This window comes from Streptomyces sp. NPDC047108 (assembly GCF_040643575.1).
In the GTDB taxonomy this organism is placed as follows: domain Bacteria; phylum Actinomycetota; class Actinomycetes; order Streptomycetales; family Streptomycetaceae; genus Streptomyces.
This window is the reverse complement of the sequence record NZ_JBEYUP010000001.1, coordinates 650,533-675,668: the sequence shown is the minus strand read 5'-3', so window position 1 is coordinate 675,668 and position 25,136 is coordinate 650,533. Positions and strand designations below refer to the sequence as shown.

At 73.2% G+C, this 25,136-nt stretch carries 19 protein-coding genes; 5 read left to right on the top strand and 14 right to left on the bottom strand.

Annotated elements, in window-relative coordinates; all coding sequences use genetic code 11:
- Positions 1-109 precede the first annotated feature (109 nt).
- Both ABZ822_RS02955 and ABZ822_RS02950 read left to right on the top strand, forming a co-directional pair.
- Positions 110-1,618, top strand: a complete 1,509-nt coding sequence (locus ABZ822_RS02955; RefSeq protein ID WP_360846085.1) for a zinc-dependent metalloprotease — start codon at positions 110-112, stop codon at positions 1,616-1,618.
- A complete protein-coding gene (locus ABZ822_RS02950; protein ID WP_360846083.1) occupies positions 1,615-2,148 on the top strand; it encodes an NUDIX hydrolase in 534 nt (177 codons plus the stop codon). The genes ABZ822_RS02955 and ABZ822_RS02950 overlap by 4 nt, the downstream gene beginning before the upstream one ends.
- A 91-nt stretch (positions 2,149-2,239) precedes the next feature.
- Here ABZ822_RS02950 and ABZ822_RS02945 read toward each other — a convergent pair whose 3' ends face one another.
- The 4 genes from ABZ822_RS02945 to ABZ822_RS02930 form a co-directional block, all read right to left on the bottom strand.
- Complete coding sequence (locus ABZ822_RS02945) at positions 2,240-3,001, bottom strand: AIM24 family protein (protein WP_360846081.1); 762 nt, start codon at positions 2,999-3,001, stop codon at positions 2,240-2,242.
- A 17-nt stretch (positions 3,002-3,018) separates the two neighbouring features.
- Positions 3,019-3,702 (bottom strand): AIM24 family protein, encoded by a 684-nt coding sequence (locus tag ABZ822_RS02940; RefSeq protein ID WP_360846079.1) that lies wholly within the window; start codon positions 3,700-3,702, stop codon positions 3,019-3,021.
- An 11-nt stretch (positions 3,703-3,713) separates the two neighbouring features.
- On the bottom strand, positions 3,714-5,459 hold the full coding sequence (locus ABZ822_RS02935) for a TerD family protein (RefSeq protein ID WP_360846077.1): 1,746 nt from the start codon (positions 5,457-5,459) through the stop codon (positions 3,714-3,716).
- A gap of 162 nt (positions 5,460-5,621) precedes the next feature.
- Positions 5,622-6,212 carry a M48 family metallopeptidase gene (locus tag ABZ822_RS02930; protein ID WP_360846075.1) on the bottom strand — a complete coding sequence of 197 codons (591 nt, stop codon included), beginning with the start codon at positions 6,210-6,212 and terminating at the stop codon, positions 5,622-5,624.
- Positions 6,213-6,466: 254 nt separating this feature from the next.
- On the opposite strand from ABZ822_RS02930, the gene ABZ822_RS02925 reads away from it, so the two are divergent.
- Complete coding sequence (locus tag ABZ822_RS02925) at positions 6,467-7,690, top strand: TOMM precursor leader peptide-binding protein (RefSeq protein WP_360846073.1); 1,224 nt, start codon at positions 6,467-6,469, stop codon at positions 7,688-7,690.
- A gap of 35 nt (positions 7,691-7,725) precedes the next feature.
- Positions 7,726-9,114: an AarF/ABC1/UbiB kinase family protein gene (locus ABZ822_RS02920; protein WP_360846071.1), complete on the top strand. Its 1,389-nt coding sequence runs from the start codon at positions 7,726-7,728 to the stop codon at positions 9,112-9,114.
- A gap of 48 nt (positions 9,115-9,162) precedes the next feature.
- Here ABZ822_RS02920 and ABZ822_RS02915 read toward each other — a convergent pair whose 3' ends face one another.
- From ABZ822_RS02915 to ABZ822_RS02895, 5 genes are all read right to left on the bottom strand, one after another.
- Positions 9,163-9,372, bottom strand: a complete 210-nt coding sequence (locus ABZ822_RS02915) for a hypothetical protein (RefSeq protein ID WP_360846069.1) — start codon at positions 9,370-9,372, stop codon at positions 9,163-9,165.
- A gap of 116 nt (positions 9,373-9,488) precedes the next feature.
- Positions 9,489-9,815: a hypothetical protein gene (locus ABZ822_RS02910; protein WP_360846067.1), complete on the bottom strand. Its 327-nt coding sequence runs from the start codon at positions 9,813-9,815 to the stop codon at positions 9,489-9,491.
- Positions 9,812-10,177: a WhiB family transcriptional regulator gene (locus ABZ822_RS02905; RefSeq protein ID WP_360846065.1), complete on the bottom strand. Its 366-nt coding sequence runs from the start codon at positions 10,175-10,177 to the stop codon at positions 9,812-9,814. Before ABZ822_RS02905 ends, ABZ822_RS02910 begins: the two co-directional genes overlap by 4 nt.
- Positions 10,178-10,352: 175 nt before the next feature.
- Positions 10,353-10,673, bottom strand: coding sequence for a hypothetical protein (locus ABZ822_RS02900; protein ID WP_360846063.1), 321 nt, complete (start codon positions 10,671-10,673; stop codon positions 10,353-10,355).
- A gap of 163 nt (positions 10,674-10,836) precedes the next feature.
- The gene (locus tag ABZ822_RS02895) at positions 10,837-13,071 is read right to left on the bottom strand and encodes an ATP-dependent DNA helicase UvrD2 (protein WP_360846061.1); all 2,235 of its coding nucleotides are present in this window, start codon (positions 13,069-13,071) and stop codon (positions 10,837-10,839) included.
- Between the two features lie 196 nt (positions 13,072-13,267).
- Between ABZ822_RS02895 and ABZ822_RS02890 the strand changes: the two genes are divergently transcribed.
- Positions 13,268-13,510, top strand: coding sequence for a mycoredoxin (locus tag ABZ822_RS02890; RefSeq protein ID WP_360846982.1), 243 nt, complete (start codon positions 13,268-13,270; stop codon positions 13,508-13,510).
- 75 nt (positions 13,511-13,585) lie between these two features.
- On the opposite strand, the gene nudC is transcribed toward ABZ822_RS02890, so the two are convergent.
- The 5 genes from nudC to ABZ822_RS02865 form a co-directional block, all read right to left on the bottom strand.
- Positions 13,586-14,530 carry an NAD(+) diphosphatase gene (gene nudC / locus ABZ822_RS02885; RefSeq protein ID WP_360846059.1) on the bottom strand — a complete coding sequence of 315 codons (945 nt, stop codon included), beginning with the start codon at positions 14,528-14,530 and terminating at the stop codon, positions 13,586-13,588.
- A gap of 88 nt (positions 14,531-14,618) precedes the next feature.
- Entirely contained in the window at positions 14,619-16,070 is a 1,452-nt protein-coding gene (locus ABZ822_RS02880) for a dipeptidase (RefSeq protein WP_360846057.1), read from the bottom strand.
- Between the two features lie 712 nt (positions 16,071-16,782).
- Positions 16,783-20,592, bottom strand: coding sequence for a UvrD-helicase domain-containing protein (locus ABZ822_RS02875; protein WP_360846056.1), 3,810 nt, complete (start codon positions 20,590-20,592; stop codon positions 16,783-16,785).
- A gap of 196 nt (positions 20,593-20,788) precedes the next feature.
- The gene (locus ABZ822_RS02870; protein WP_360846054.1) at positions 20,789-24,349 is read right to left on the bottom strand and encodes an ATP-dependent DNA helicase; all 3,561 of its coding nucleotides are present in this window, start codon (positions 24,347-24,349) and stop codon (positions 20,789-20,791) included.
- 353 nt (positions 24,350-24,702) lie between these two features.
- Positions 24,703-25,104, bottom strand: a complete 402-nt coding sequence (locus ABZ822_RS02865; RefSeq protein WP_360846052.1) for an MGMT family protein — start codon at positions 25,102-25,104, stop codon at positions 24,703-24,705.
- Positions 25,105-25,136: the final 32 nt, after the last annotated feature.

Here is a 25,136-nt window from a genome sequence, read left to right as displayed (position 1 = left end):
TCCGGGCAGCCAAGCACCGAGCCTAGAGGTGGACAGGGTGTCTACGCTGGGTGTGTTGTCGGGCAGTCGCCGCCGGCCGGGCCGGCGGCCCTACGAGCCGAGGAAACCCGTGAGTGACACCCCATTCGGATTCGGCCTCCCGCCGGAGGAGCCGGAGGACGGCGACGACGGCAAGAAGAAGGGCGGCCAGGGCGGCGACCAGGGCCCCCCGAATCCGTTCGGGTTCGGCGGCGGGGGCGGTGGCGCGGAGAATCCGTTCGCCGCGATGTTCGGTTCGCTGAATCCGAACGATCTGGGGGCGGCGTTCCAGCGCCTCGGGCAGATGCTCTCCTACGAGGGCGGCCCGGTGAACTGGGACATGGCCAAGGACATCGCGCGGCAGACCGTCGCGCAGGGCACGTCCGACGGCACCAAGGACGCGACCGTCTCGCCGGGCGAGCGCGGGGCCGTGGAAGAGGCGGTGCGCCTCGCCGACCTGTGGCTCGACGGCGTGACCTCCCTGCCCTCGGGCTCGGGTGCGGCCGTCGCATGGAGCCGCGCCGAGTGGGTCGAGGCGACGCTCCCGGTGTGGAAGGACCTCGTGGACCCGGTCGCCGAGCGCGTCGGCGCGGCCATGGGCGATGTGCTGCCCGAGGAGATGCAGGCCATGGCGGGCCCGCTGCTCGGGATGATGCGCTCCATGGGCGGCGCCATGTTCGGCACGCAGATCGGGCAGGCCGTGGGCGTCCTCGCGGGTGAGGTGGTCGGCTCGACCGACATCGGCCTCCCCCTGGGACCGGCGGGCAAGGCGGCACTGCTGCCGGTGAACATCGAGGCTTTCGGCAAGGACCTCGGCGTCCCGCCCGAGGAGGTCCGGCTCTATCTCGCTCTGCGGGAGGCGGCCCATCAGCGCCTGTTCGCACACGTTCCGTGGCTGCGGTCGCATCTCTTCGGGGCGGTCGAGGGCTACGCGCGTGGCATCAAGGTCGACACCGCCAAGCTGGAGGACGTGGTCGGCCAGCTCGACCCGACCCACCCCGAGCAGCTCCAGGAGGCGCTGCAGCAGGGCATGTTCCAGCCGGAGGACACCCCGGAGCAGAAGACGGCCCTGGCCCGGCTGGAGACGGCCCTGGCGCTCGTGGAGGGCTGGGTCGACGCGGTGGTGCACGCCGCCGCGGCACCGCATCTGCCGTCCGCGGACCGGCTGCGCGAGACGCTGCGCCGGCGGCGCGCGACCGGCGGCCCCGCGGAGCAGACCTTCGCCACACTGATCGGGCTGGAGCTGCGTCCGCGCCGGCTGCGCGACGCCTCCAGACTGTGGGCCTCCTTGACCGACGCGCGCGGTCTGGAGGGCCGGGACGCCCTGTGGGAGCACCCGGACATGCTGCCGACCGCCGCGGACCTCGACGACCCCGACGGCTTCGTGCACCGCGAGCAGCTCGACTTCGCCGAGCTGGACAAGATGCTGGGTGAGGCGGCGAGCGGCGGGGGCGAGACCCGGCCGCGTCTGGAGAAGGACGGCGACGAGCAGGGCTCCGGGGACACCCAGCGCCCCGGCGATCAGGACTCCGGCGATCAGAAGTCCGGTGGACAGGGCTCCGGTGAGCAGGGCCCGGGAGAGGGCGACAGCGAGAAGTGAGCCTCCACGCGGACACGGCGCGGGTCCTGAAGGAATGGTCCGCGCCGGACGAGGAACAGGAGCGGCTGCGGCTCACCTACGGGGACCATCTGACCGCGCACCCGGACGGCATGTGGAAGTCCTGCCGCGACGGGCACATCACGGCGAGTGCCCTCGTCGTCGACCCTCCGGGCGGGCGGGTGCTGCTCACCCTGCACCGCAAGTTGCGGATGTGGCTGCAGATGGGCGGGCACTGCGAGCCGGAGGACACCACCCTGGCCGGAGCGGCGCTGCGCGAGGCCACCGAGGAGTCCGGTATCGGCGGTCTGACGCTGCTGCCCGGCGGTCCGGTGCGTCTGGACCGCCATCGCCCGCCCTGCACCTGGCACTTGGACGTGCAGTACGCGGCCCTCGCCCCCGCCGGGGCGGTGGCCGCGATCAGCGACGAGTCCCTTGATCTGCGCTGGTTCGCGTACGACGAGGTGGCCGATGTGGCGGACGAGTCCGTCGTACGGCTGGTGGACCGCACCCGCGCGCTGCTCGAGTCCTGAGGCCCCAGGACCCCACGCGCGCGGGGCGGCCGACCTGCTTGCCCGGCCTGACGCCGTGCTGCCCTTCCGGATCCAGCGGTGGGACCGGGATCTAGCGGTTGGACCAGATGTTGCCCTGGTTCTGGCCGTGGGCGCCGTGCTGGCCCATCCCGTACTGCGCGGCCATGCCCTGCCCGATCACCGCGTTCTGCGGCGGAAGCAGTTCGCTGGGCTGGACGAGGGCGTAGCCCTGGCCGAGGAAGCTGAGCTCCCAGCCCTCGCCCGTGTTGCCGCGCCGGCGAAACACGCTGGAGGACGACGTCTGCGCCTGCATCTGGACGCGCAGCGACGTCGACCAGGCAATGACCGCGTCGGCGTCCGCGTTGACGTACTTGTCGGGGGTGACCTGGAGCATCAGCGGCTGGCCCGAGGTCATGAGCGCGACCTTGCCCTGGCCGGAGATCTGGAGGTTGTACGCCCCTGACCCGGAGATACCGAACTGGCTGTCCACCGCGATCGCCTCCCAGTGGAGGCCGGAGTCGAGCGCCAGCACGTACGCGCTGTCGACCGTCAGCCCGTCCCGGTCCACATCCACGACGTGGACGTGCTGGGCGAGGTTGGCGAGGAAGACCGTGCCCTGCCCCGAGCAGCGCATCAGATCCAGGCCCTCGCCGGTGTGGGCGCGGGCCCGGCGCTGCCCCTGCGTCTGGTATTCGCCGTCGAACTCCATCATCCCCTGGTAGGCGACCATGGTGCCTTTGCGGGCGAGGATGTCGTCGTGGCCGGTGAGGGTGACGCGCAGCATCTGCGGGTTCTGGAGCGCGTACCGGTCCTGCGTCTGGTTCTCGGTGTAGCCGAAAAGCGGGCTCTGCATGGTGTGTTCGCTCCCCCTCAGCCCCGGGCCCGGAGCCGGTCAGTACTGTCCTCGCTGGGCTGTACGACGACGAACCCCTGGCCTGAGAAGCCGATCTGGTACGCCTCGCCGCTGCCCCGCCCGATCATCGAGGAGGCCTTGAAGCTGCGCTTGCCCTTCATCTTCAGTCCGGTGGACCAGGCGACGAGCGCGTCCGGGTCCACATAGGTCTCGTCGTCACCGCGACCGCAGTCGACCACGATCGGGGTGCCCCGGGAGGTCAGGGCGACCCAACCCGTGCCGGAGATCCCGACGTTGAAGAGACCCTGCCCGGCGAACTTCGCCATGCCCTTGACCCGCTGGACGCCCCACTGGAGGTGGGCGTCGAACGCGAGCAGGTTGGTGCCGTTGACCGAGACGGAGTCCCCGGCGAGGTTGATGCAGACGACGTCCGCGCCGTAGTCGGCGAGATAGAGCAGACCGTCGCCGCTGCACTTCATCAGCGGCGCGCCCTCGCCCGTGATCCACTGGGACGCCATCTGACGGACGGCGGGCGGATTCGGTTCGTACTGCACGAAGCCCTCGTACGCGACCATCGAGCCGGTGCGCGCGAAGAGGTCCTGGCCGCTCTGCATGGCGACCTTCAGCATGTTGCGCCCGTGGTTCTCCATCCGGGCGGCCATCGGGGCCGGGGCGAAGCCCGCGATCAGTGTCTGGTCCATGACGGGCTCCTTCAGACCTCGTAGGGCTGGACGACGATGAAGTTGCCGGGCGCGCCGCGGAACTGGAGGTTCACGGTCTCGCCGCTGTGGCCCGGGTAGGCGTTGCGGCGCAGTCGCACCTGGCTGGCGATGATCACCTGAGAGGCCGCCGACCACGCCACGATCGCGTTGCTGTCGGCGAACGTGGTCGGGGTGACCGGCAGGACCACCGGGACGCCCTGGGTCTTCACGACGACGGTGCCGGTGCCCTGGAACTGCATGGTGAAGAGCGCCCCGCCGGGGATGCCGTGGCCCTCGATCCGCCGCACCTCGTGCTGCAGCGACTCGTCGAAGGCGAGCACGTTCTCCGCGGAGACGCAGATGGCGTCGCCCTGGAGCTCGATGGGGTGGAGCTGCGCGCCGTTCTCGGCGAAGAAGACCTGGCCGCGGCCGGTGCAGCGCATGAGCTGCATCTCCTGGCCGGTGGCGTTGCCGACGATCCGCCCGGCGAACCCGGCGCCCTTGTAGCTGAAGTCGACCTTGCCCTGGTAGAGCACCATGCTGCCCTGGCGGGCGAGGACGGGCTGGCCGTCGGCGCCCAGGTCGATGCGGACGAGCTGCTGGTTCTGGAGCGTCCAGCGCTGCCCTGTGGGTGCCTCGCGGAACTTCTCCAGCGCCGCGCCGAGCCCGGGCGTGGCCGCTCCTCCAGCGGTGGCCGCGCCGTGCGGAGCGGGCTGCTGCCCCGGGAACGGCCCCGCCTGCGGCTGACCGTACGGGGGTGGCGTCGCCTGGCCGGGTGCCCCGAAGGGCTGTCCGGGCGCGGCCGGTTGTCCCGGCGCGGGCGGTGCCTGTCCGGGCACCGGGGCTCCATAGGCTCCGGGTGCCCCTGGTGCCCCTGGTGCCGCGGGCGGCTGTCCGTACGGGGCACCCTGCTGACCGGGGTGCTGCCCGGGGACACCGGGCTGTCCGGGCGGCGGCGGGACCTGACCACCGTGCGGCGGGGTGTGCTGACCGGGGAGACCGGGCGCCATGGGCGCGGCGATGGTGGGAGCGGCGTGCACCTGCGGATCGGGCATGCCGGGAGCGGGCGAGGGCGGCGGCGTGGCCCCCTGGGGCGGGGCGGGCGGAGGCGGTTGCGGCGTGGACGGAGCGGCCGGCGGCCCCGGCGGCGGAGCGAATCCGGGTGCGGGCGCCGACGCCTGGGGCGGTGCGAACCCGGGCGTCGCCTGCTGCGCCTGCTGCGGCTCCTCCTCGAGCACCTCACCACCGAAGTTCTGCAGCAGCGCGTCGAGCCCGCCGTCGAACCCCTGGCCCACGGCGGCGAAGCGCCACACGTCCTTCAGGTAGAAGTCGCCGAGCATCACCGCGCGTTCCGTGGTGAACTCCGAGCCGGTGAAGGAGTAGCGGGCCACTTCCTCGCCACCGGCGACGATCCGGATGTATCCGGGCCCGACCTGGGACATCTGTCCCGCGCCGTCGACCGCGGCGGTGAAGGAGAGCCGCTGGACGTTCGCCGGGATGCTGTCGAGCGTGATGCGGAAGGACTCCGTGTCCCCCGCCTGTGCGCCGAGGAGCTGGATGGAGTCCTCGGGCGACTTCGGCTGGTTGAAGAAGATGAAGTAGCGGTCGTCGGACAGACGCTCATCGGCGTCGAGGCCGAAGCAGCTGATGTCGAAGGACAGTCCGGGACCGGCGATCTGCACTCCGACGTACAGATCCGTCCCCGCTGTCAGGTCACTGATCTTGGCTTTGTGGCCGCGCTGGAATTCCCTGGACATGCGAAACGACCATCCCCCCATCCCGTGCAATGTGTGCGTTGCGTCAGGCTAACCGCTGGTGCCGACACGCGGCGACGCCGGAACGGGGTTGGTACACGGGTGATACGGACGCAGGCGCATCAGGTTGCCGGCCGGCGCTCGCACAGGCCCGCAGCTCGCGGGCTACTCGGTCCGGGCAGCGGGCAGATGGGGCAGCCGGTCCGCCGCGACGACACCCTCGAGATAGCCGCGGGCGCGCTCCGTCCGCGGGTAGGACTCCAGCAGCTCCCAGAAGCGGGGGCCGTGCCCGGGCACCAGCAGATGCGCCAGCTCATGGAGGAGCACGTAGTCGATGACGTACTCGGGCATGCCCTGGAGGCGGTGCGAGAGCCGGATGCTGCCCTCGGCGGGGGTGCAGGAACCCCAGCGGGTGTTCTGGTTGGTGACCCAGCGGACGGTGGCGGGCCGGGCCCGGCCGCCGAGGTACTGGTCGGAGAGGTACTCGGCACGCTGGGCGAGTTCGGCGTCGCCGAGCATCCGCTTGCTCTCCTGGGCCGCCAGCTTGTCCAGCATGACCGTGACCCAGCGCTGCTCCTCGGCCTCGGACATACGGGCCGGGATCAGGACGATGGTGCGGTCGCCCTCGCGGTACGCGGAGACCGTTCTGCGCCGCCGGGCGCTTCTCCTCACCTCGACCGCGCTCGCGCCCGAGCCGCGGGAGGGCTGACTGGCTGTGCTGCGCTGCGCGGAGCGCTGCAGTGGGTCGGCGGACACGCCCCGACGTTACCTGCTGGGGGTAGGGGAAGTCCCGCCCCTCGAAGGGTGTGCGCAATTTGAATGACTAATCCCCACCGCCTGTGGACAACTTTCGGCGGCCGATCGGCGGCGCGGGCATGCTGGTCGCCGACCGGATCGATCGAGGACGCACTCGGGTCGGTCCGACGGGGAATCGGCGGGGGCCGGCGACGACCGAGCGGGGGTCGGCGGCGCCCACCGGAAACGACGAGTCATCACGGGGGACAGCAGTGATGCATCCGATGCTCAAGCCCGCGCTGCGGCGCGGCTGGCGTGACCGGCAGACCGTGCAGTTCGGGATCGCGGGGGCGCATGCGGTGGTCCTGGGCCCGGTGGACACCACGACCGGCCTCTTCCTCTCCCTCCTCGACGGCACGCGCGGTCTGCCGTTGCTGAGGCGTGAGGGGGAGGCGATGGGCCTGGGTCCCGGGCGGGTGGACGAGCTGATGGACCGGCTGGGGGCGGCCGGGCTCCTGGAGGACGCGACGGCGTCGGGCAGTTCGCCCGGTGCCGCCGGGGCGGAGCAGGCCGGGGCGGCGGACCGGCTCCGGGCAGATCTGGCGTCCCTGTCGGTGATCCATCCGGAGGCAGGCGCGGCTGTACGGCGCATGTCCGCGCGTGCGGCCGTACGGGTACAGGTGCGCGGCGCGGGACGGGTCGGCGCGGCGGTCGCCGCGACGTTGTCGGCCTCCGGTGTCGGCCAGGTCGACGTGCAGGACGGCGGCTGTGTCGAGCCCTGGGACGTCGCGCCGTCCGGGCTGCCGTCCGAGTCGGTGGGCGAGCGGCGGAGTGTGGCCGCGCGAAGAGTGGTGCGGGCCGCCGCGCCCGGCCGGCGGCCCTGGCGTTCGGGGGCCGAGGGGGCGGGTGGAGCGGTCGGGACCGGCCGGACGGCCTCGTCCGGGTCGGCCCGAGCGGTGACGGAGCTGGTGGTGCTGGCGCCGCGCGACGGGCTCGCGACGTACGCGCCCGACCCGGTCGTGACCGAGGAGCTGATCGCCTCTGGTACCCCTCATCTGTACGCGGGGGTCATCGAGGGCACGGGCGTGGTCGGGCCGCTGGTGCTGCCGGGCACGTCGGCGTGTGCCGGGTGTCTGGCCCTGGAGCGGGCCGACCGGGAGCCCGCCTGGCCGCGGATGCTGGCGCAGTGGCGCTCGGGACGCAGCGCCTCAGCCGCGGTCGCGTGCGACACCGCGCTGGCGACGGTGGTGGCGGGACTCGCCGCCTCCCATGCGCTGAACTTTCTCGACGGACGGCTTCCCCGAAGCACCGGCGCGCGGCTGGAGTTCGCCCTGCCGGACCTGGCATGGCAGTCACGACCGGTCCCGGCACACCCGGGCTGTGCGTGCGGCGCCGCGCGGGCGCACGACATCCCCGACGGGGAATCCCCGTCCTTCGAGAATGAGCCGCAGGCGACAATGGCCGGGCAACCGCCGTCTGCGGCGTGGCTCGGGGGGTAGCTCTCCCCGGAGGTGCAGTGGAGTTGGAGGGGCGAATGTCGGATCTTCCCCGCAAGGCCGTGACGCGTACGGCCAAGCTGGCCGCGCTGCCACTGGGAATCGCCGGCCGGGCCACCTGGGGGCTCGGCAAGCGGATCGGTGGCCGGTCCGCCGAGATCGTCGGCCGGGAACTTCAACAACGCACCGCCGAGCAGTTGTTCAAGGTGCTGGGCGAGCTGAAGGGCGGTGCGATGAAGTTCGGGCAGGCGCTCTCGGTCTTCGAGTCCGCCCTCCCTGAGGAGGTGGCCGGTCCCTATCGTGCGGCGCTGACCAAGCTGCAGGAGGCCGCGCCGCCGATGCCGGTGCGGACGGTCCACGCGGTGCTGGAGGAGCGGCTCGGCGAGGACTGGCGGCAGTTGTTCGAGGAGTTCGAGGACAAGCCGTCGGCGGCGGCCTCGATCGGGCAGGTGCACCGCGCCGTGTGGCACGACGGGCGGGAGGTCGCGGTCAAGGTCCAGTACCCGGGCGCGGGTGAGGCGCTGTTGTCCGACCTCACGCAGCTCGGCCGGTTCGCGCGGATGCTGGGGCCGCTGATTCCGGGGATGGACATCAAGCCGCTGATCTCCGAGCTGCGCGACCGCATCTCCGAGGAGCTGGACTACGGCCTGGAGGCGCAGGCGCAGCGGGCCCACGCCGCGGAGTTCGCGGACGACCCGGACGTCGTCGTACCGGATGTGGTGCACCAGAGCGATCAGGTGCTGATCACGGAGTGGATCGAGGGCGTGCCGCTGTCGGAGGTCATCACCGACGGCAGTCGTGAGGAGCGGGACCGGGCGGGCCAGTTGCTGGCGCGTTTCCTCTTCTCCGGCACGGCGCGTACGGGTCTGCTCCACGCGGACCCCCACCCGGGGAACTTCCGGCTGCTCATCGGCGGAGCGGAGGACGGTCCGCCGGAGAAGTGGCGTCTGGGGGTGCTGGACTTCGGGACCGTCGACCGGCTGCCGGACGGGCTGCCGCCGACGATCGGCACGGCGCTGCGCATGACCCTCGACGGCGAGGCGGAGGAGGTCCACCGGATGCTGTGCGAGGAGGGCTTCGTCAAGCCGAGCATCGAGCTGGATCCGGACTCCGTGCTCGACTATCTGCTGCCGATCATCGAGCCTGCCCGGGCGGAGGAGTTCACCTTCACGCGGGGCTGGATGCGCACCCAGGCGGCGCGGATCGCGGACCCTCGCTCCCCCGCCCACCAACTGGGCCGGCAGCTCAATCTGCCGCCGTCCTACCTTCTGATCCACCGGGTGACGCTGAGCACCATCGGTGTGCTGTGCCAGTTGGGGGCCACGGTCCGGCTGCGTGACGAACTGGCCGCCTGGCTCCCGGACTTCGTGCCCGCGGAGACGGACGAGGAGGCGCTGGAGGAGGACGGCACGGCGGCCGGCGCCTGATCCGAGGCGCCACGGGCGGCGTTCACCGCCAGGCCCTGCGGGCGGCGTTCACCACCAGGAGGAGTCGAGCCGTCCTTCGATGGAGCGGATGTTGTCGCGGGCGCAGTGTTCGCAGAAGTAGACCCGGCTGCCGTTCTCCACGGAGCAGGTCCAGGTGACCGGCGGGGTCGGTTCCGGCGCCACGTCACCGCAGCGGGCGCACACGACAGCCCCGTCCTCGGCACCCTGCTGCGCGGAGTGATGAGTCTGTTGTTCCACCTGTCGACGATACCTCCGGGACCGTGTTCGACCGGGCACAACGCACCGCGGGACCGGTTCGGCGAACCGGTCCCGCGGTGGTCATCAAAGCGCTGAGTCCGCTCGGGCTCAGGCGGTCACTGCATCACGGCCATGGCGATGGCGCGACGGGCGCGGAGCGAGGCACGCTCGGCGCGACGCTGCATGCGCTGGGCGGCGGCCACGCGCCAGGCCCTGCGTTCGGACTCGGCCTCGTGCAGTCGGTCGTTCATATGGGCACGGGCCAGGGCTTCTGGGATGAGTTGCATTTCTCGGGTCCTGTTCTGGCGGGAGGAGTTCGCAGCGGAGCTGGGAGTGTCCGGGTTACCGGCGGCGGACGGCTCGTAGGTGGACGGCTTCATCGTGGGGACCTGCTTCATGGGGTCGTGCGTGCGAGGGCGGTTGATGGTTCCCGGGGTGGTCATGCCGCGACCGGGTTCTTCCGCGGGCGACCGCGCGGCCGCTTGCGCGGCACGACGACGCCCTGCACGAACAGCTCGCCGCCCCAGACGCCCCACGGCTCGCGCCGGTCTTTGGCGCCCGCGAGGCAGGCCTCGCGCAGCGGGCAGGTCTGACAGAGCGACTTGGCGTACTCGACGTCGGCCGGCGACTCGGCGAAGAAGACCTCCGGGTCGTACGAGCGGCAGGGGACGAGCTCGCCGAGGCGCTCGATCTCGTCATCGAGCACGGTGAGCGGGGTGGACTGAGTCAAGGTGACCTCCGTGGAGCCGGGCGGGGGGATCGCAGGGTCGTGCGGGACGGACGGGGCGTGCGCGGGACTGTGCACCTTCGTGTTTCCTCGTCTGTTCGGGCCCGGCCTGGTGGGCCGGGATGTTCGGTCGGTACCGGGTGGCTTTCCGATTCCGCTGGCGGCAGGACGCTTACGTCCCCCGGCAACGAAAAGGGCCGCGGATCCCGGTTCGGGTTCCGCGGCCCTGGAAGGTGCCGACCTGATCTTGCGATCAGGCTGGATCTCTCCAGGGTTCGAGCCCGCGGAAGGCCCGCATCGTGAGGTGCTCGGCCGCAGAGTCGGCGCCGGTGGCAAAGCCACCGGTCCACGTCTGCTGGAGGTCGGCACCATTGGCCGCAGGGGCATAGGCCGAGACCTGTGCCGCCGCTACTGCCGCCGGTGCCTGGATCGGTCGCGCGTCGATCGCGACGATGCCGCGCTCGAAGCGACGACGTGCTTCGGCAGCGCCGGACAGACCGGTGCCACGGAGCACAGAGACGCCAGGCAGGCAGAAGGCGGCCTTGTGACCGGCCAGTTTGGTGATGCTGATCATTTGGGCTCGCCTCCTCTCGGCGTCTCGGGGGACTGGCGCGAACCAGTCCGGTGGACCTTCAGTACAACACGGATCAGCGGCTCGGAGAAGTCCGTTGACCCGTGCTCGGAAGGCTATGGGGATTCTTGTGGCATGCGCAAACTATTTTCTCGACGAGTTTGTATCAGTCCGCCGCGGGCTCCTCCGGAGCCTGATCCGCCGCTTCCTCGGGCCCGTCCTCGGCAGGATCGGGGGCGAGATCCTCGCCCGCGCACAACGCCAGCACAGCGGCCCCGAACCGGTCCAGCTTGCGCCGGCCGACCCCGGAGATGGACGCCAGCGCCGACTCGCTGTCCGGCACGGCCTCGGCGATGGCCATCAGCGTCTTGTCGGTGAAGACGCAGTACGCCGGCTGGCCCAGTGCCGCAGCCTCCTCCATGCGCCACTCCCGCAGCCGCTCGTAGAGCGCCTCGTCGAGATCCGAGGGACAGCTCTCGCAGCGCATCAGCTTCATCTCGCCCGCGTCCGTGAGCGTGCGCCCGCACACCCGGCACTTGGCCGGGCCGCGGCGCTTCCTCGCGGCGCTGCCGCGCTCGATGCCGCCGGCCCCGCCCCGCGTGCGGCCGGCCGCCGTCGTGGAGCCGGGCCTGAGCCCGCTCAGGAAGCGGCTGGGCCTGCGCGACGCGCGGCCGCCGGGGGCGCGCGAGAGCGCCCAGGAGAGGGCGAGATGCACCCGTGCGCGGGTCACGCCGACGTAGAGCAAACGGCGTTCCTCCTCGATCTGCTCGTCGGTCCGCGCGTAGGTGATCGGCATCATGCCCTCGGTCAGGCCGACCAGGAACACCGCGTCCCACTCCAGGCCCTTCGCCGCGTGCAGCGAGGCGAGCGTGACGCCCTCGACGGTGGGCGCGTGCTGCGCGTTGGCCCGCTCGTCGAGCTCCGCGACGAGATCGGCGAGGGTGGGGGCCGGTGCGCCGGCGGCCGTGCGCGCGGTGGCGAACTGCTCGGCGAGGCGGACGAGCGCGGCCAGGGACTCCCACCGGTCCCGTACGGCGCCGGAGCCCGTGGGCGGCTCGGGGGTCCAGCCCGACGCGGCGAGCACGGCGCGCACCTGGGAGGCCAGGTCGACCGCGTCGTCCAGCAGCACGTCGTTCCCACCCGCGCGGGCGGCGCCGCGCAGTGCGACGCCCGCCTCGCGCACCTCGGGGCGCTCGAAGAACCGCTCCGCGCCCCGCATCTGGTAGGGCACGCCCTGGTCGGCGAGGGCCTGTTCATAGACCTCCGACTGGGCGTTGACGCGGTAGAGGACGGCGATCTCACTGGCGGGGACCCCGGCGTCGAGCAGGGCGCGGATGCTGCGGGCCGTGCCCTCGGCCTCGGCCGGTTCGTCGGTGTACTCGGTGTAGACGGGTTCGGGCCCGGCTTCGCGCTGCGAGACCAGATCCAGGCGGTGCTCGGCGGCGCGGCCGCGCGCCTGCCCCAGCAGGCCGTTGGCCAGGTGCACGACCTGCGGGGTGGAGCGGTAGTCGCGGATGAGCTTCACGACCGTCGCATTCGGGTGCCGGGTGCGGAAGTTGAGCAGATGGTCGGGCGTCGCGCCGGTGAAGGAGTAGATGGTCTGGCCCGCGTCGCCCACCACGCACAGGCTGTCCCGACCGCCCAGCCACAGCTCCAGGAGCCTCTGCTGCAGCGGGCTGACGTCCTGGTACTCGTCGACGACGAAGTGCTGGTACTGCCCGCGCACCTGGTCCGCGATGTCCGGCCGGTCCTGCAGGACCCCGACGGTCAGCAGCAGCACGTCCTCGAAGTCGATGCAGCCGCGGTCGCGCTTGAGCTGTTCGTAGGCGCCGTAGATCCCGGCGATCTCGGCCGGGTCCCGGGGCACCTCGCGGCCCGCCTTCGCAGCCGCCGCCGGATAGTCCTCAGGAACGGTCTGGGTGACCTTCGCCCACTCGATCTCGCCGGTGACATCCCGCAGTTCGTTCCGGTCGAGGCGGATACGGGTGCGGGCAGCGGCCTCGGCCACCAACTGGATCTTGCGCTCGGCGAGCCGCGGCAGCTCGCCACCGACCGCGCGCGGCCAGAAGTACTGGAGCTGGCGCAGGGCGGCGGAGTGGAAGGTGCGCGCCTGGACACCGGCCGCCCCGAGCTGGCGGAGCCGCCCGCGCATCTCGCCCGCTGCACGGTTGGTGAACGTGACGGCCAGCACACTGGCGGGCTGGATGATCCCGGCCCGCACGCCGTAGGCGATCCGGTGCGTGATCGCTCGGGTCTTGCCCGTCCCCGCACCGGCCAGGACGCACACCGGCCCGTGCAGCGCCGTGGCGACCTCGCGCTGCTCCGGGTCCAGCCCGTCGAGCACCGCGTCGGCCGAGTCGGGAACCGCCGGGAAGAGTGTGGTGTCCGTTACTGGTGTCACCCCGCCATGCTGCCAGGTCTGCCGTGACGCCCGGGATGCTTGTCCACAGCTGTGGGGTTGCGGTCGTACTTACGAGACGATCAGGGGGAATGTGCGGCGCGGGCCGCGCGTTCCCTCTTCGGCGCCGGGCCACCACACCCCGGAATCACACCGCCACATACCGGACCGAAGGAGTACGAGGACGATGCAGGAGCCGTTGCAGGGCACGGTGACGATGTTCAGCACGACGTGGTGCGGCTACTGCCGCCGGCTGAAGGGCCAGATGGACCGCGAGGGCATCGCCTACACCGAGATCAACATCGAGCAGGACCCGGACTCTGCGGCCTTCGTCGAGAAGGTCAACAACGGCAACCAGCTCGTGCCGACCGTGCTCTTCCACGACGGCTCCGCACTGCCCAACCCGTCCCTGGCCCAGGTCAAGGAGCGGATCGGCGCCTGACGCCGCGGTGGGCCGGGGCTCCCCCGGCCCGGCGGCGAGCGCCCGCCGCACCGCTGCCCGCGGGAGCGGCCCGCCTCAGCGCGGGACGCCCGCGGGCAGCGGCTTTCCGTACCAGAGCTCGATGAGCCGGGCCGCGATCGAGATGCCGGAAGGCGACAGGACCTCGCCCGACTCGAACGCGGCGCGCAGCTCGTCCCGCGAGAACCACCGGGCCTCGTGGATCTCCTCGCCGTCGACGCGGATCTCCGAGGACGTGGCCCGCGCCATGAAGCCGAGCATCAGGCTGGAGGGGAAGGGCCAGGGCTGGCTGGCGACGTACTCGACCTCGCCGACCGGAACGCCCGCCTCCTCGTAGACCTCGCGGACGACCGCCTGCTCGATCGACTCACCCGGCTCCACGAAGCCCGCGAGCGTGGAGAAGCGGCCTTCCGGCCAGTGCACCTGGCGGCCGAGCAGCGCCCGGTCCTCCTCGTCGGTCACCAGCATGATCACGGCCGGGTCGGTCCGCGGGTAGTGCTCGGCGCCGCACGCCGGGCAGCGCCGGATGTGGCCCGCGGCCGCGACGACCGTGCGCTCGCCGCAGCGCGAGCAGAACCGGTGGAGCCGCTGCCAGTTCTCCAGGGCCACCGCGTGCACCATCAGCCCGGCGTCCCGCTCGGACAGCAGCGAGCCCGCCTCCCGCAGTCCGGCCGGCCTGGCCGACTGGTCCATCCGTCCGGGCAGGGCGTCCTTCTGCAGCGCGAAGTAGCACACCCCGTCCTCGTCGGTGCCGAGGAAGTAGCGGTGGGTCTCGGTCGGCGGCGCCTCGAAGGCGGGCGTCATGACCAGCTCCGTGCGGCCGTCGGGGGTGTCGTCGATCAGCGCCTGGCCGCCCGAGACCACGAAGACCCGCGTGCTGGGGTGGCTCCACGCGGCCGCGAGCCAGGCCTCGTCGAGGCGGTGGTGGGCGGCCCGGTCGATGCCGCTCGGCGCGGTCAGGGCGATCCGCGGGACGCGGCTGTGGTCGGTCGAGGTGGTCACGGCTGTTTCCAACTCCCCCTGGGGGACGGGTGTTCCGGCGCGGCCCGCTCGGCGGTACGCGCCGTCGGGGCGGCGAGGCGGCGGGGCTTCAGGTGATCGGGCCATGCTCCGCCAGGTCGCCCCACAGGTAGGCGGCGGTCTCGACCCCCTTCATCAGGAGGTCGAGCTCGACCTTCTCGTTCGGCGCGTGCCAGCCGTCCGAGGGCACCGAGATGCCGAGGAAGAGGACCGGAGCGTCGAGGACGTCCGCCAGATCCGCCGCCGGTCCCGAACCGCCCTCCCGGGTGAACCGGATCTCCTGGCCGAACGCCCGGCCCATGGCTCGTACGACGGACTGCAGCGCCGGGTGGTCGAGCGGGGTCAGGCAGGGGCGGGTGGCGCCCCAGAACGTGATCTCGTGACGGATGCCGGCCGGGAGCCGCTCGGCGACCCAGTCGCGCACGGCCTGCTGAACCTTCTCGGTCTCCATGCCCGCGACCAGCCGGAACGACAGCTTGAGCTGAGCGGTCGACGGCACGATCGTCTTGCCGCCGGGGCCTTGGTAGCCACCGCCGATGCCGTTGACCTCGGCCGTCGGACGGGCCCAGATCCGCTCCAGGGTGGTGTAGCCCTCCTCACCGAGCGTCGCGTGCGCATGGGCGGTCCGCAGCCAGGTCTCCTCGTCGAACGGCAGCTCCGCGAAGAGCTCCCGCTCGCGGTCGGTGAGCTCGACGACGCCGTCGTAGAAGCCGGGGATCGCGACGCGGCGGTCGTCGTCGTGCAGGGCGGCGGCGAGGCGGGCGGCCTCGGTCGCCGGGTTGGGCACGGCGCCGCCGAAGGAGCCGGAGTGGATGTCCTGGTCGGGTCCGCGGAGGTCGATCTGGCAGTCGGCCAGGCCGCGCATCCCCGTGCAGACCGTCGGGGTGTCCTCGGACCACATGCCGGTGTCCGAGACGATCACGGCGTCACACGCCAGACGGTCGGCTCGCTCGGCGATGAGGGCCGCGAAGTGCGGCGAACCGGACTCCTCCTCGCCCTCGATGAGCAGCTTGATGTTGACAGCGGGAGCCGTGCGGCCGGTGGCGGCGAGATGGGCCCGCACACCGAGGGTGTGGAAGAACACCTGTCCCTTGTCGTCCGCAGCACCGCGCGCAAAGAGCCGGCCCTCGCGGACGACGGGCTCGAACGGCTCCGTGGCCCAGCCGTCCTCGCGGGCGGCGGGCTGCACGTCGTGATGACCGTAGACGAGCACGGTGGGAGCGTCCGGGTCGCCGGACGGCCACTCGGCGAAGACGGCGGGGGCGGGAGGTGCGGCGCCGGGGGTGGCGGGAGCGGCAGGGGCGCCCGTCGCGCCGCCACCGGTCTCCCATATCTCGGTGACGGGGAAGCCGGTCTCGGCGAGCTTGGCCGCCAGCCACTCGGCGCTGCGCCGGACATCACCCGCGCGGGCCGGATCGGCCGACACGGAAGGGATGCGCAGCCACTCCGACAGATCGTCGAGGAAAGCGGTGCGGTGGGCGTCGATGAAGGCGCGGACGGCGCTGTCCGGGGTGCTGCTCATGCGGAGGAGCCTACCGGCCGGGCGCGGAGCGGCTCCCGGCCTGTGGACAACGGTCGATGTCGTTGTCCACAGGCCGGGGCGGCGAGTGCGGGCGCTCATGGGCGAGCACCGCGTGGGCGCCCTCGGGAGAGCGGGCGCCCCTGGGGAGAGCGGGTGGCCCTCGGGCATCGGGCGGGCGGCGGCGCGGGGGCCGATGGCACGGGTACAGGACGCCGAGGACGCCAGGGCAGGTGGCCCCCGGCGCGCCGCTGCGAGGACGGGCGCGGCCGCGCTCGGAGCTTCCGGCTCAGGAGTGCCGACGCGGAGTCCCGGCAGGCGTCAGCGCGCTGCCGAGACCGGGGGGTGCAGACGGGGACGAGAGCCGAGCGGGGACGTGCGCGTGGGTGGGCGCGCGGATCGGGTACGGCCCGGATCGGGTAAGGCGGGACGGCTGACGGGCCCCGACGCCGATTCGACGGGACCGACCGGCCGGTCCCTACCGCAAACCGGCGGCGTCCCCACCCCCCGCGCCCACCCGTCGTCGCCGTCGTCGCCGTCGGTGGCTCCGGTGGTCCGCGGCCTGTGCACGGGCGGGTGCCTCGACCGCCGCGCCCTGCGCTCGGCGTCCAGCTCCTGGCGACGAGCAGCGAGCGCCTGGCCGTCGACGGCGGAGCCGGCGGGCGGCGTTCCCCGTCACTCCCCGCGGCGCCGGCGCCCGGCATCACGGTCGGCCTCAGGTGTCGCCGAGGAGGATGCGTTCCAGGGCTGGGCGGTCCGGGAGGTCGGGCGGGTGCACGATCTCGCCGGTGCGGACGTGGAGGAACGCCGCCGTGACGGCCGACAGCGGCAGGTCGTGCTGTTCGGCCCAGGCGAGGCGGTAGACGGCGAGCTGGAGCGGGTCGGCGGAGTTGCCGCGTCCCGTCTTCCAGTCGACGATCTCGTACGCTTCGCCGCCGTCGGCCCCGGCCGCGCCACCCCGTCCGGACGCCCCGTCCGCGCGGTACACCGCGTCGATGCGGCCCCTGATCACCCGCCCCGCGAGCGAGAGTTGGAACGGCGCCTCCACGCGGTACGGGGTCCTCCGGGCGTACGGGGTGCGCTCGAAGGCTTCCTTAAGCGCCCCCAGGTCGCGCTCGTCGGCGATGTCCGCCGCGCCCGCGAACTCCGCTCCCCCGTCCCCGAAGAGGTCGTCCGGTCCGCCCGGCAGTTCGTCGGGTCCGAGCAGTGGCAGCGGCAGTTCCTCGAACCGCGACTCGACCCAGGCATGGAAGCGCGTGCCGCGGCGCGCGGCGGGTTGCGGGGGCCGCGGCATGGGGCGGGCCAGCTCCCGAGCGAACGCGTCCGGGTCGTCCGCGAGGCGGAGCAGCTGCGACGCGGTGAGCGACTGCGGCAGGGGCACGTCCCACACGGTCGCCCGGTTCCGGCGCAGCTCACCGGCGAGCGCGTCGAGATCCCGGTCCCATGAGGCCACGGCCCGCGCCTCCTCGGGCGTCAGCGCGGACGGGACCCCCTCGGGCGTCAGCGCGGACGGGACCCCCTCGGGCGTCAGCGCGGACGGGACCCCCTCGGGCGTCAGCGCGGACGGGTCCCCCTCGGGCACGGGTCCAGGCGTCGCGGCCCTCCGGGGCGCGGGCACCCTGCGCTCGGGCGCCCCGGCCACACGTACAGGCGCAGATCCCTCGTGCTCGCATGCAGGACCGGGCGCCCCGGGGTCCCGTTCCGGCGCCCGCACGCCCGTCGCCGCATGCCCGTGTTCGGGCTCACCGGCCCACGGGTCGTCCCCGGGGTCCACCTCCTGAACGTCGTCCCCCGTGGCCGCCTCCCGAACGTCGTCCCCGGGATCCCCGTCCCAAGGGTCCTCTTCCGGATCCGCCGCCCAGAGGTCGTCGTCCGGAGCCTCGTCCGCCTCCGGCGGCCCGTCCCCTCCCGTAGCGCCCTCCTCCGGCACGGCACCCTCCGCCGCCCCCAACAGCTCGTCCAGGTACGTCAGGACGGTCCCCGCGGCCCGGCGGCGCAGTGCGAGGGCCGTGGGGTCCAGGGGCAGGGGCCAGGCCTGATCGGCGGCGGCCGACGCCTTCAGGGACGGGTTCTCCTCACCCTCCTCCGGCTCGTCGGCCCAGACCTCGGTCTCCCCGTGGCCCCTGTCGCAGTGCTCGCGCAGCGCCTCGAGGAACGCCGACGGGCCCCGCGGCTTCTTCTGGGCGGGCCCCCACCAGTGGCCCGAGCCCAGGAGCAGGGACCGCGGGCGGGTGAACGTCACATAGCCCAGGCGGAGTTCCTCGGTCGCCTGATGGTCCTTCATGGCTGTCTTGTAGGCCGCCATGCCCTTGGCGTCCCACTCCTCCATGTCCGGGAGGGTGGCCGCGTCCCCGCGCAGCGCGTGCGGCAGCACCTTCGCGTTGGAGGTCCAGGACTCTCGCGCCTGCTCGCTCGGGAAGTGGCGGCCCACGAGCCCCGGGACGGCGACGACGTCCCACTCCAGGCCCTTCGACTTGTGCGCGGTCAGCACCTTGACCGTGTTGTCACCGCCGGGCAGGGCGTTGTCGAGGCCCTTCTCGTGCTGGACGGCGGTGCGCAGGAAGCCGAGGAAGGCGAGCACCGTGGCCTCGCCGTCCACCGCGGCGAACCCCGCCGCCACATCGAGGAAGTTGCCCAGGGTCTCGCGGCGGCGGGCGGCCAGGGCCTGCGGTGACGCGGACAGTTCGACCTCGAGCCCCGTGGCGGCCAGCACCCGGTGCAGCACGTCCATGAGGGGATCCGCCAACGACCGCCGCAGGTCCCGGAGTTCGGCGGCCAGGCGGGCGAAGCGGACCCGGGCCTCGGCGGAGAACGGCAGCCCGTCGTCCGGCTCTTCGGCCGTCAGGAAGGTGTCGAGCGCGTCCGCGAGCGAGACGACCTCGGCGGGGTCGGTGCCCTCGACCGCTTCCGCGAGCCGCCGGTCGGGGTCGCCCTCGTCGCCTCCGGACGCGGAGTGCCGTACGAGCGTACGGGCGCGGCGGCCGAGGAGCGCCAGGTCCCGCGGGCCGATGCGCCAGCGCGGTCCTACGAGCAGCCGGACCAGTGCCGCGTTGGCCGTGGGGTCCTGCAGCACCTCGCACACGGCCACCAGGTCCGCGACCTCCGGCAGGTGCAGCAGCCCGGAGAGGCCGACCACCTCCACGGGCACGTCCCGCTCCACCAACGCGCCCTGGATCTCGGCGAAGTCGCCCGCCGTACGGCACAGCACGGCGATCTCCCCGGGCGGCGTACCCGTACGGACGAGGTGGGCGATCGAGTCGCCCAGCCACGCCAACTCGTCGGTGTGGGTGGGCAGGAGAGCGCAGCGGACCGTGCCGTCGTGCTCGGCGCCGTCGGCCGGGCGCAGGGCCTCCACGCCCTCGTGCAGCGAACGCAGCGGTGCCGCCAGCCGGTTGGCCAGGCCCAGCAGGCGTCCGCCGCTCCGCCGGTTCTCGCTGAGCGCGAAGCGGCGCGCCGGAGTGCCGTCGGCGTGCGGGAAGTGGGCGGGGAAGTCGTCGAGGTTGGCGACGGAGGCACCGCGCCAGCCGTAGATGGCCTGGCACGGGTCGCCCACCGCCGTGACGGGGTGGCCGGTGCCGTCGCCGAACAGTGCGGCAAGCAGCAGCCGCTGCGCGACGGAGGTGTCCTGGTACTCGTCGAGGAGGACGACCTCGAACTCCTCGCGCAGGATGCGCCCGACCTCGGGGTGGGTACGCGCGAGCGTCGCCGCCAGCGCGATCTGGTCGCCGAAGTCGAGCAGATCGCGACGCTTCTTCTCCGCGCGGTACGCGCCGACCAGCTCCAGGAGTTCGAGCCGGGCCCGGGCGGCGTCCGGGGCCTTGCGCAGCTCCGCGTTGGACAGCCGCACCGTCTCCAGCCGCTCCAGCAGCCCGGTGTCGTACGCCGTCAAGCGGTCGGCGGGGACGAGGTGTTCGGCCAGTTCGGCGTCCAGCGCGAGGAGGTCGTCGACGAGCGCGGGGAGGGACTTCGTGAGAGCCGGGTACGGGCCGGGAGCGGTCCGCAGGACGCTCGCGGCGAGCTGGTAGCGGCTGGCGTCGGCGAGCAGCCGTGCGCTGGGTTCGAGCCCTATGCGCAGTCCGTGCTCCTTCAGGAGCTGCCCGGCGAAGGCGTGGTACGTGGAGATCCGCGGCTCTCCGAGCGGTTCTTCCGGGTCGGGAGCGGAGCCGCTGCCGGAGCGGGCATCCAGCCCGGTGCCGGGAGGCGCCGACGCGACAGGAGTCACGAGGGCGCCGTCACCGTCCGCGGGGGTCACCCCGGCCTCGATCAGGGCCTTGCGGACACGCTCCGACAACTCGCCCGCGGCCTTGTTGGTGAAGGTGAGTCCGAGCACCCGGTCCGGCGCGACCTGACCCGTGCCGACGAGCCATACGACCCGCGCCGCCATCACCGTGGTCTTGCCGGAGCCCGCTCCCGCGACGATCACCTGGGGGGCGGGCGGCGCGGTGATGCACGCCATCTGCTCGCGGGTGAAGGGGATGCCGAGGAGTTCCTTCAGCTGCTCGGGTGCGGTGATACGGGATGCCACGCACGCGAGGCTAGTCGGCACCACTGACAGTCGTGACGCCCGGCCCGCGCACCACCCGCATCACCGCACCGGATCCGCCCCCGGCCGCACCGAACCGCACGGGGCCGCACCGGATGCGCACCGGACCGCACCGATCCGTCCACGGCCGTCCCGGAGCCCGTAAGCCCGGCCGGAGACCGGCGAGGCCGACGTGCCGTCACTCCACCACGTGCCGCCCCTCCGCCTTCGCCGTACAGGAGTTGCGGAACGCGCAGTGGCGGCAGTGCTGTCCCGGGCTCGGCGCGAAGCGCTCGTCCAGGACCCGCCCGGCCGCCGTGGCGAGCAGGTCCCCGACCCAGACGCCGTCCTCCGGCGAGGACTGACCGGAGGCCAGGGGCTCCTGTGACTGGACCACAGGGGCACGGTCGCCGCCGTCCTTCTTCGAGGCACCCAGACGCAGATGGACCAGCTCCGCGCCCCCGGGCTCGACCGCGCGCCCCCCGAAGGCGCCGTCCACCGCCCCTTCCCGTACGGCGAGTTGGTACACGGCGAGCTGCGGGTGACGGGCGACCTCCGGTCCGGTCGGCCTGGTCTTGCCGGTCTTGAAGTCGACGACGTAGGCGCGGCCCTGGCCGTCCTCCTCGACCCGGTCCATGCTGCCGCGGATGCGGACCTCGTACGCACCGGCCTCCAGGGTGACGTCGAAGTCGTGTTCGGTGGCGACGGTCGACCGGCCCCCGCGGTCCATGACGTGCCAGCGGAGGAAGCGCTCCAGGGCGGCGCGCGCGGTGTCCTTCTCCTGCTGCGACTTCCAGGGCGCGTCGAAGGCGAGGGCGTCCCAGACGGAGTCCAGCCGCTCCATGAGGACGGCGAGGTCCGCGGGCGTCCGCCCGGAGGCGACCTCGTCGGCCAGCACGTGCACGACGTTGCCGAAGCCCTGGGCGGCGGTCGCCGGAGCATCCGCCTTCACCTCCCGGCCCAGGAACCACTGGAGCGAACAGGTGTTGGCGAGTTGGTCCAGGGCGCTGCCGGAGAGCGTGACGGGGCGCGCCGGGTCACGCAGCGGGACTTCGCTGTGCGTCGGCTCGTACAGGCCCCACCAGCGGTGCGGGTGCGCGGCCGGTACGAGCGGCTGGTCCCCGTCGTCGCGCAGCGCCGCCAGCCGGGCCAGCCGGCGGGCGGCCGCGTCACGGAGGGCGCGCGACGCGGCCGGATCGACGGTGGTGGCGCGCAGTTCGGCGACGAGCGCCGCGACCGAGAGCGGGCGACGGGGGCGGTGCGCCGTCGCGGCCGGTTCGACGCCGAGTTCGGTGACGAAGCGGGAGGGCTGGTCGCCGTCCTCCGCGGCCGCCTTGACGGCGGTGACGACGAGCCGGTCCCGCGCGCGGGTGGCGGCGACGTAGAACAGCCGCCGCTCCTCGGCGAGCAGCGCGCCGGGCGTGAGGGGGTCGGCGATGCCGTCGCGGCCGATGCGGTCCGCTTCGAGCAGTGAACCGCGCCGCCGCAGATCGGGCCACAACCCCTCCTGGACGCCCGCGACGACGACGAGCCGCCACTCCAGGCCCTTGGAGCGGTGCGCGGTCATCAGGCGTACGGCGTCGGGGCGTACGGCCCGGCGCGAGAGGGTGTCGGCCGCTATGTCGTGGGCCTCGACCTCCTCGAGGAAGTTGAGGGCGCCGCGGCCGCCGGTGCGCTCCTCGGTGCGGGCCGCGGTCTCGAAGAGGGCGCAGACGGCGTCGAGATCGCGGTCGGCGTTGCGGCCTGCGGCACCGCCGCGGCACGCGGCCCGTTCGAGCCGCTGCGGCCAGGGCGTGCCGTCCCAGATCCGCCACAGCGCCTCCTCGGCGGTGGCGCCGCGGGCGAGCGCGTCCCGCGTCTCGCGCAGCAGGCGCCCCAGGCGCTGCGCCCCGCGCGCGTACCCGGGGTCGTGCGCCGTCAGCCGCTCGGGTTCGGCGAGCGCCTCCGCGATGAGCACGTCGGACGGGCGGGGCACGGCCTGCCCGGCGGCCCGCTCCTCCTCCCGCAACGCCCGCCCGAGGCGGCGCAGATCGGTGCTGTCCATCGCGCCGAGGGGCGAGGTCAGGAGCTCGACGGCGGTCTCGGTCCCGATGGCGGGTCCGGAGGTGTTGTCCACGGCGTCCGCCACGGCATCCGCACCCGTGCCGTCCGTGGCGTCCACAGGCTCCGGTGGCTCCGGTGGCTCCGGTGGCTCCGGTGGCTCCGTACCGTCCGCGAGGTCCAGCGCCCCCGGCCGATCCGTACCGTCGGCGCCGTCTTCTCCGCCCGCGCCGCCCTCCCCCTCCTCACCGTCCGAGCCCTCCTCACCCTCCGAGCCCTCCTCACCCTCCGAGCCCTCCTCGCCGTCCGGGCCCCATCCCACCGGGCGCACCGCCGCCGTGGCCGCCACCCGCAGCGCCGCCAACAGCGGTACGACGGCCGGTTCGTGGCGCAGCGGAAGGTCGTTGCCGTCGACGTCCACGGGGACGCCCGCGGCGGTCAGGGCGCGCCGCACGCCCGGGACGGAACGGCCCCCCGCGCGGACGAGTACGGCCATCTCCCCCCAGGGCACCCCGTCCTCCAGGTGCGCGCGGCGCAGGATGTCGGCGACGTTGTCCAGTTCGGCGCCCGCCGTCGGGTACGTGTACACCTCGACGCGCCCGCCCTCCCGTAGGGCCGTCAGGTCCCGGTGGGCTCGGACCGCCGCGGCCGGGAGGCGGGTCAGCGGCATCCGGCGCGTGACGAGGCGGGTGGCGTCGAGGAGCGCGGCGCCGGAGCGGCGGGAGGTGCCGAGCACCTCCACGTCCGAGGGGGTTCCGTCGGCCTTGGGGAAGGCGTGGGGGAAGTCGAGGATGCCGTTCACATCCGCGCCGCGGAACGCGTAGATCGACTGGTCCGGGTCGCCGAAGGCGACGAGCGTGCGGCCGCCGCCCGCCAGCGCGCGCAACAGGCGGACCTGTGCGACGTCGGTGTCCTGGTACTCGTCGACGAACACCGCGTCGTAACGTGCCGTCAGCTCGGCGGCGACCTCCTCGCGACCGGCCAGCAGGACAGCCCGGTGCACCAACTCCGCGTAGTCGAGGACCCCTTGGGCGTCCAGCACGTCCAGGTACTCGGCGAGGAACGAGGACGCCGCCTCCCAGTCGGGCCGTCCCGTCCTGCGCGCGAATGCCCCGAGCGCACCCGGCCCGAGCCCCAGTTCGCGGCTGCGCGCCAGCACGGCACGGACCTCGTCGGCGAAGCCGCGCGTCGTCAGGCAGGCGCGCAGTTCGTCGGGCCAGCGGACGGCGCCGCGCCCTTGCGCGGCCAGTTCGGTCTGCCCGGCGAGCAGTTCACGGACCACCAGGTCCTGTTCGGGTCCCGAGAGGAGCCGGAGCGGGTCGATGAACAGGTCCACGTCCTGATGGGCGCGGACCAGTGCGTAGCAGTACGAGTGGAAGGTGGTGGCCTGCGGGCTGTGCGTGCCGCCCAGCCGGGCCGCCATACGGTCACGCAGTTCGACCGCCGCCTTGCGGCTGAAGGTGAGGACGAGGATCCGCTCCGGGTCGGTGCCCTTCGCGACGCGTTCGGCCACGGCCTCGACGAGGGTGGTCGTCTTGCCCGTCCCCGGACCGGCGAGGACGAGCAGCGGACCGCCGGGATGGTCAACCACCGCGCGCTGGCGTGCGTCCAGAGCAGGAGGGCCGGCCGTCTCCGGGGGCGTGCGCACCAGTCGGTACGCACCGGTGGCCGGTGTTCGGGCCTGCCGGTGCGCCGAAGGGGGCGGTGTGGAGGAGCTCACGTGGTTCGCCGGTCCTGGTGGGTGTGCTGTGCTGCGTGCTGTGCGTGTTACTGGTGGTGGTTCGGGTGGGTTCCGTGGAGTCCGGGACGCCCGGGGACGATGTGAGGTACGTGGATTCCGTGGTTTTCGTGATCTCTGCGAGGTGCGAGGCTTCCGGGGTGCGAGCTCATGACGCTACGCCCTCCGGGCCGCGGGCCGCAGCGCGTCCAGGTGGACGCCGAGGCCGCCGGGCCCCGGTCCCGCACCCCGTGGTCCCGCACCCCTGCCGGAGCGGCCACCGCCTCGCGGGAGACGGAACGCACAAGGGAAAGGAGCTGTGGACCACGTCTTCTGCCGTCGTATGGCGGAAGCTGTCAGATATGAGCCCCTTCGTCCGGATCGCCCGCGGCACCGTCACCCGCGCCGCCGCTCGCGCCGCCGTCCCAGCGGGCCCGCGCCATGTCGATCTTCGGCATGTGGCCCGCGGCGGCGCGCGAGGCCGTGCGCAGCGGCGTGCCCTCGGCGCGGTAGTGGGCGAGAGCGTCCTGTTCGTGCCCGGACAGGAGCACGCCGTCGGAGCGGACGACACGCCACCAGGGCACGGCGCCGCCGTACAGCGACATGACCCGGCCCACCTGACGGGGACCGCCGTCACCCAGCCATTCGGCCACGTCCCCGTAGGACATCACCCGGCCGGGCGGAATGTGCTCGGCGGCGTCCAGCACCCGTTCCGCGTACTCGGGCAGGGGTTCGGCGGAGGCGCTCTCGGGGCTCATCCCGCCCATGGTGCCGCACGGGACCGACAGGT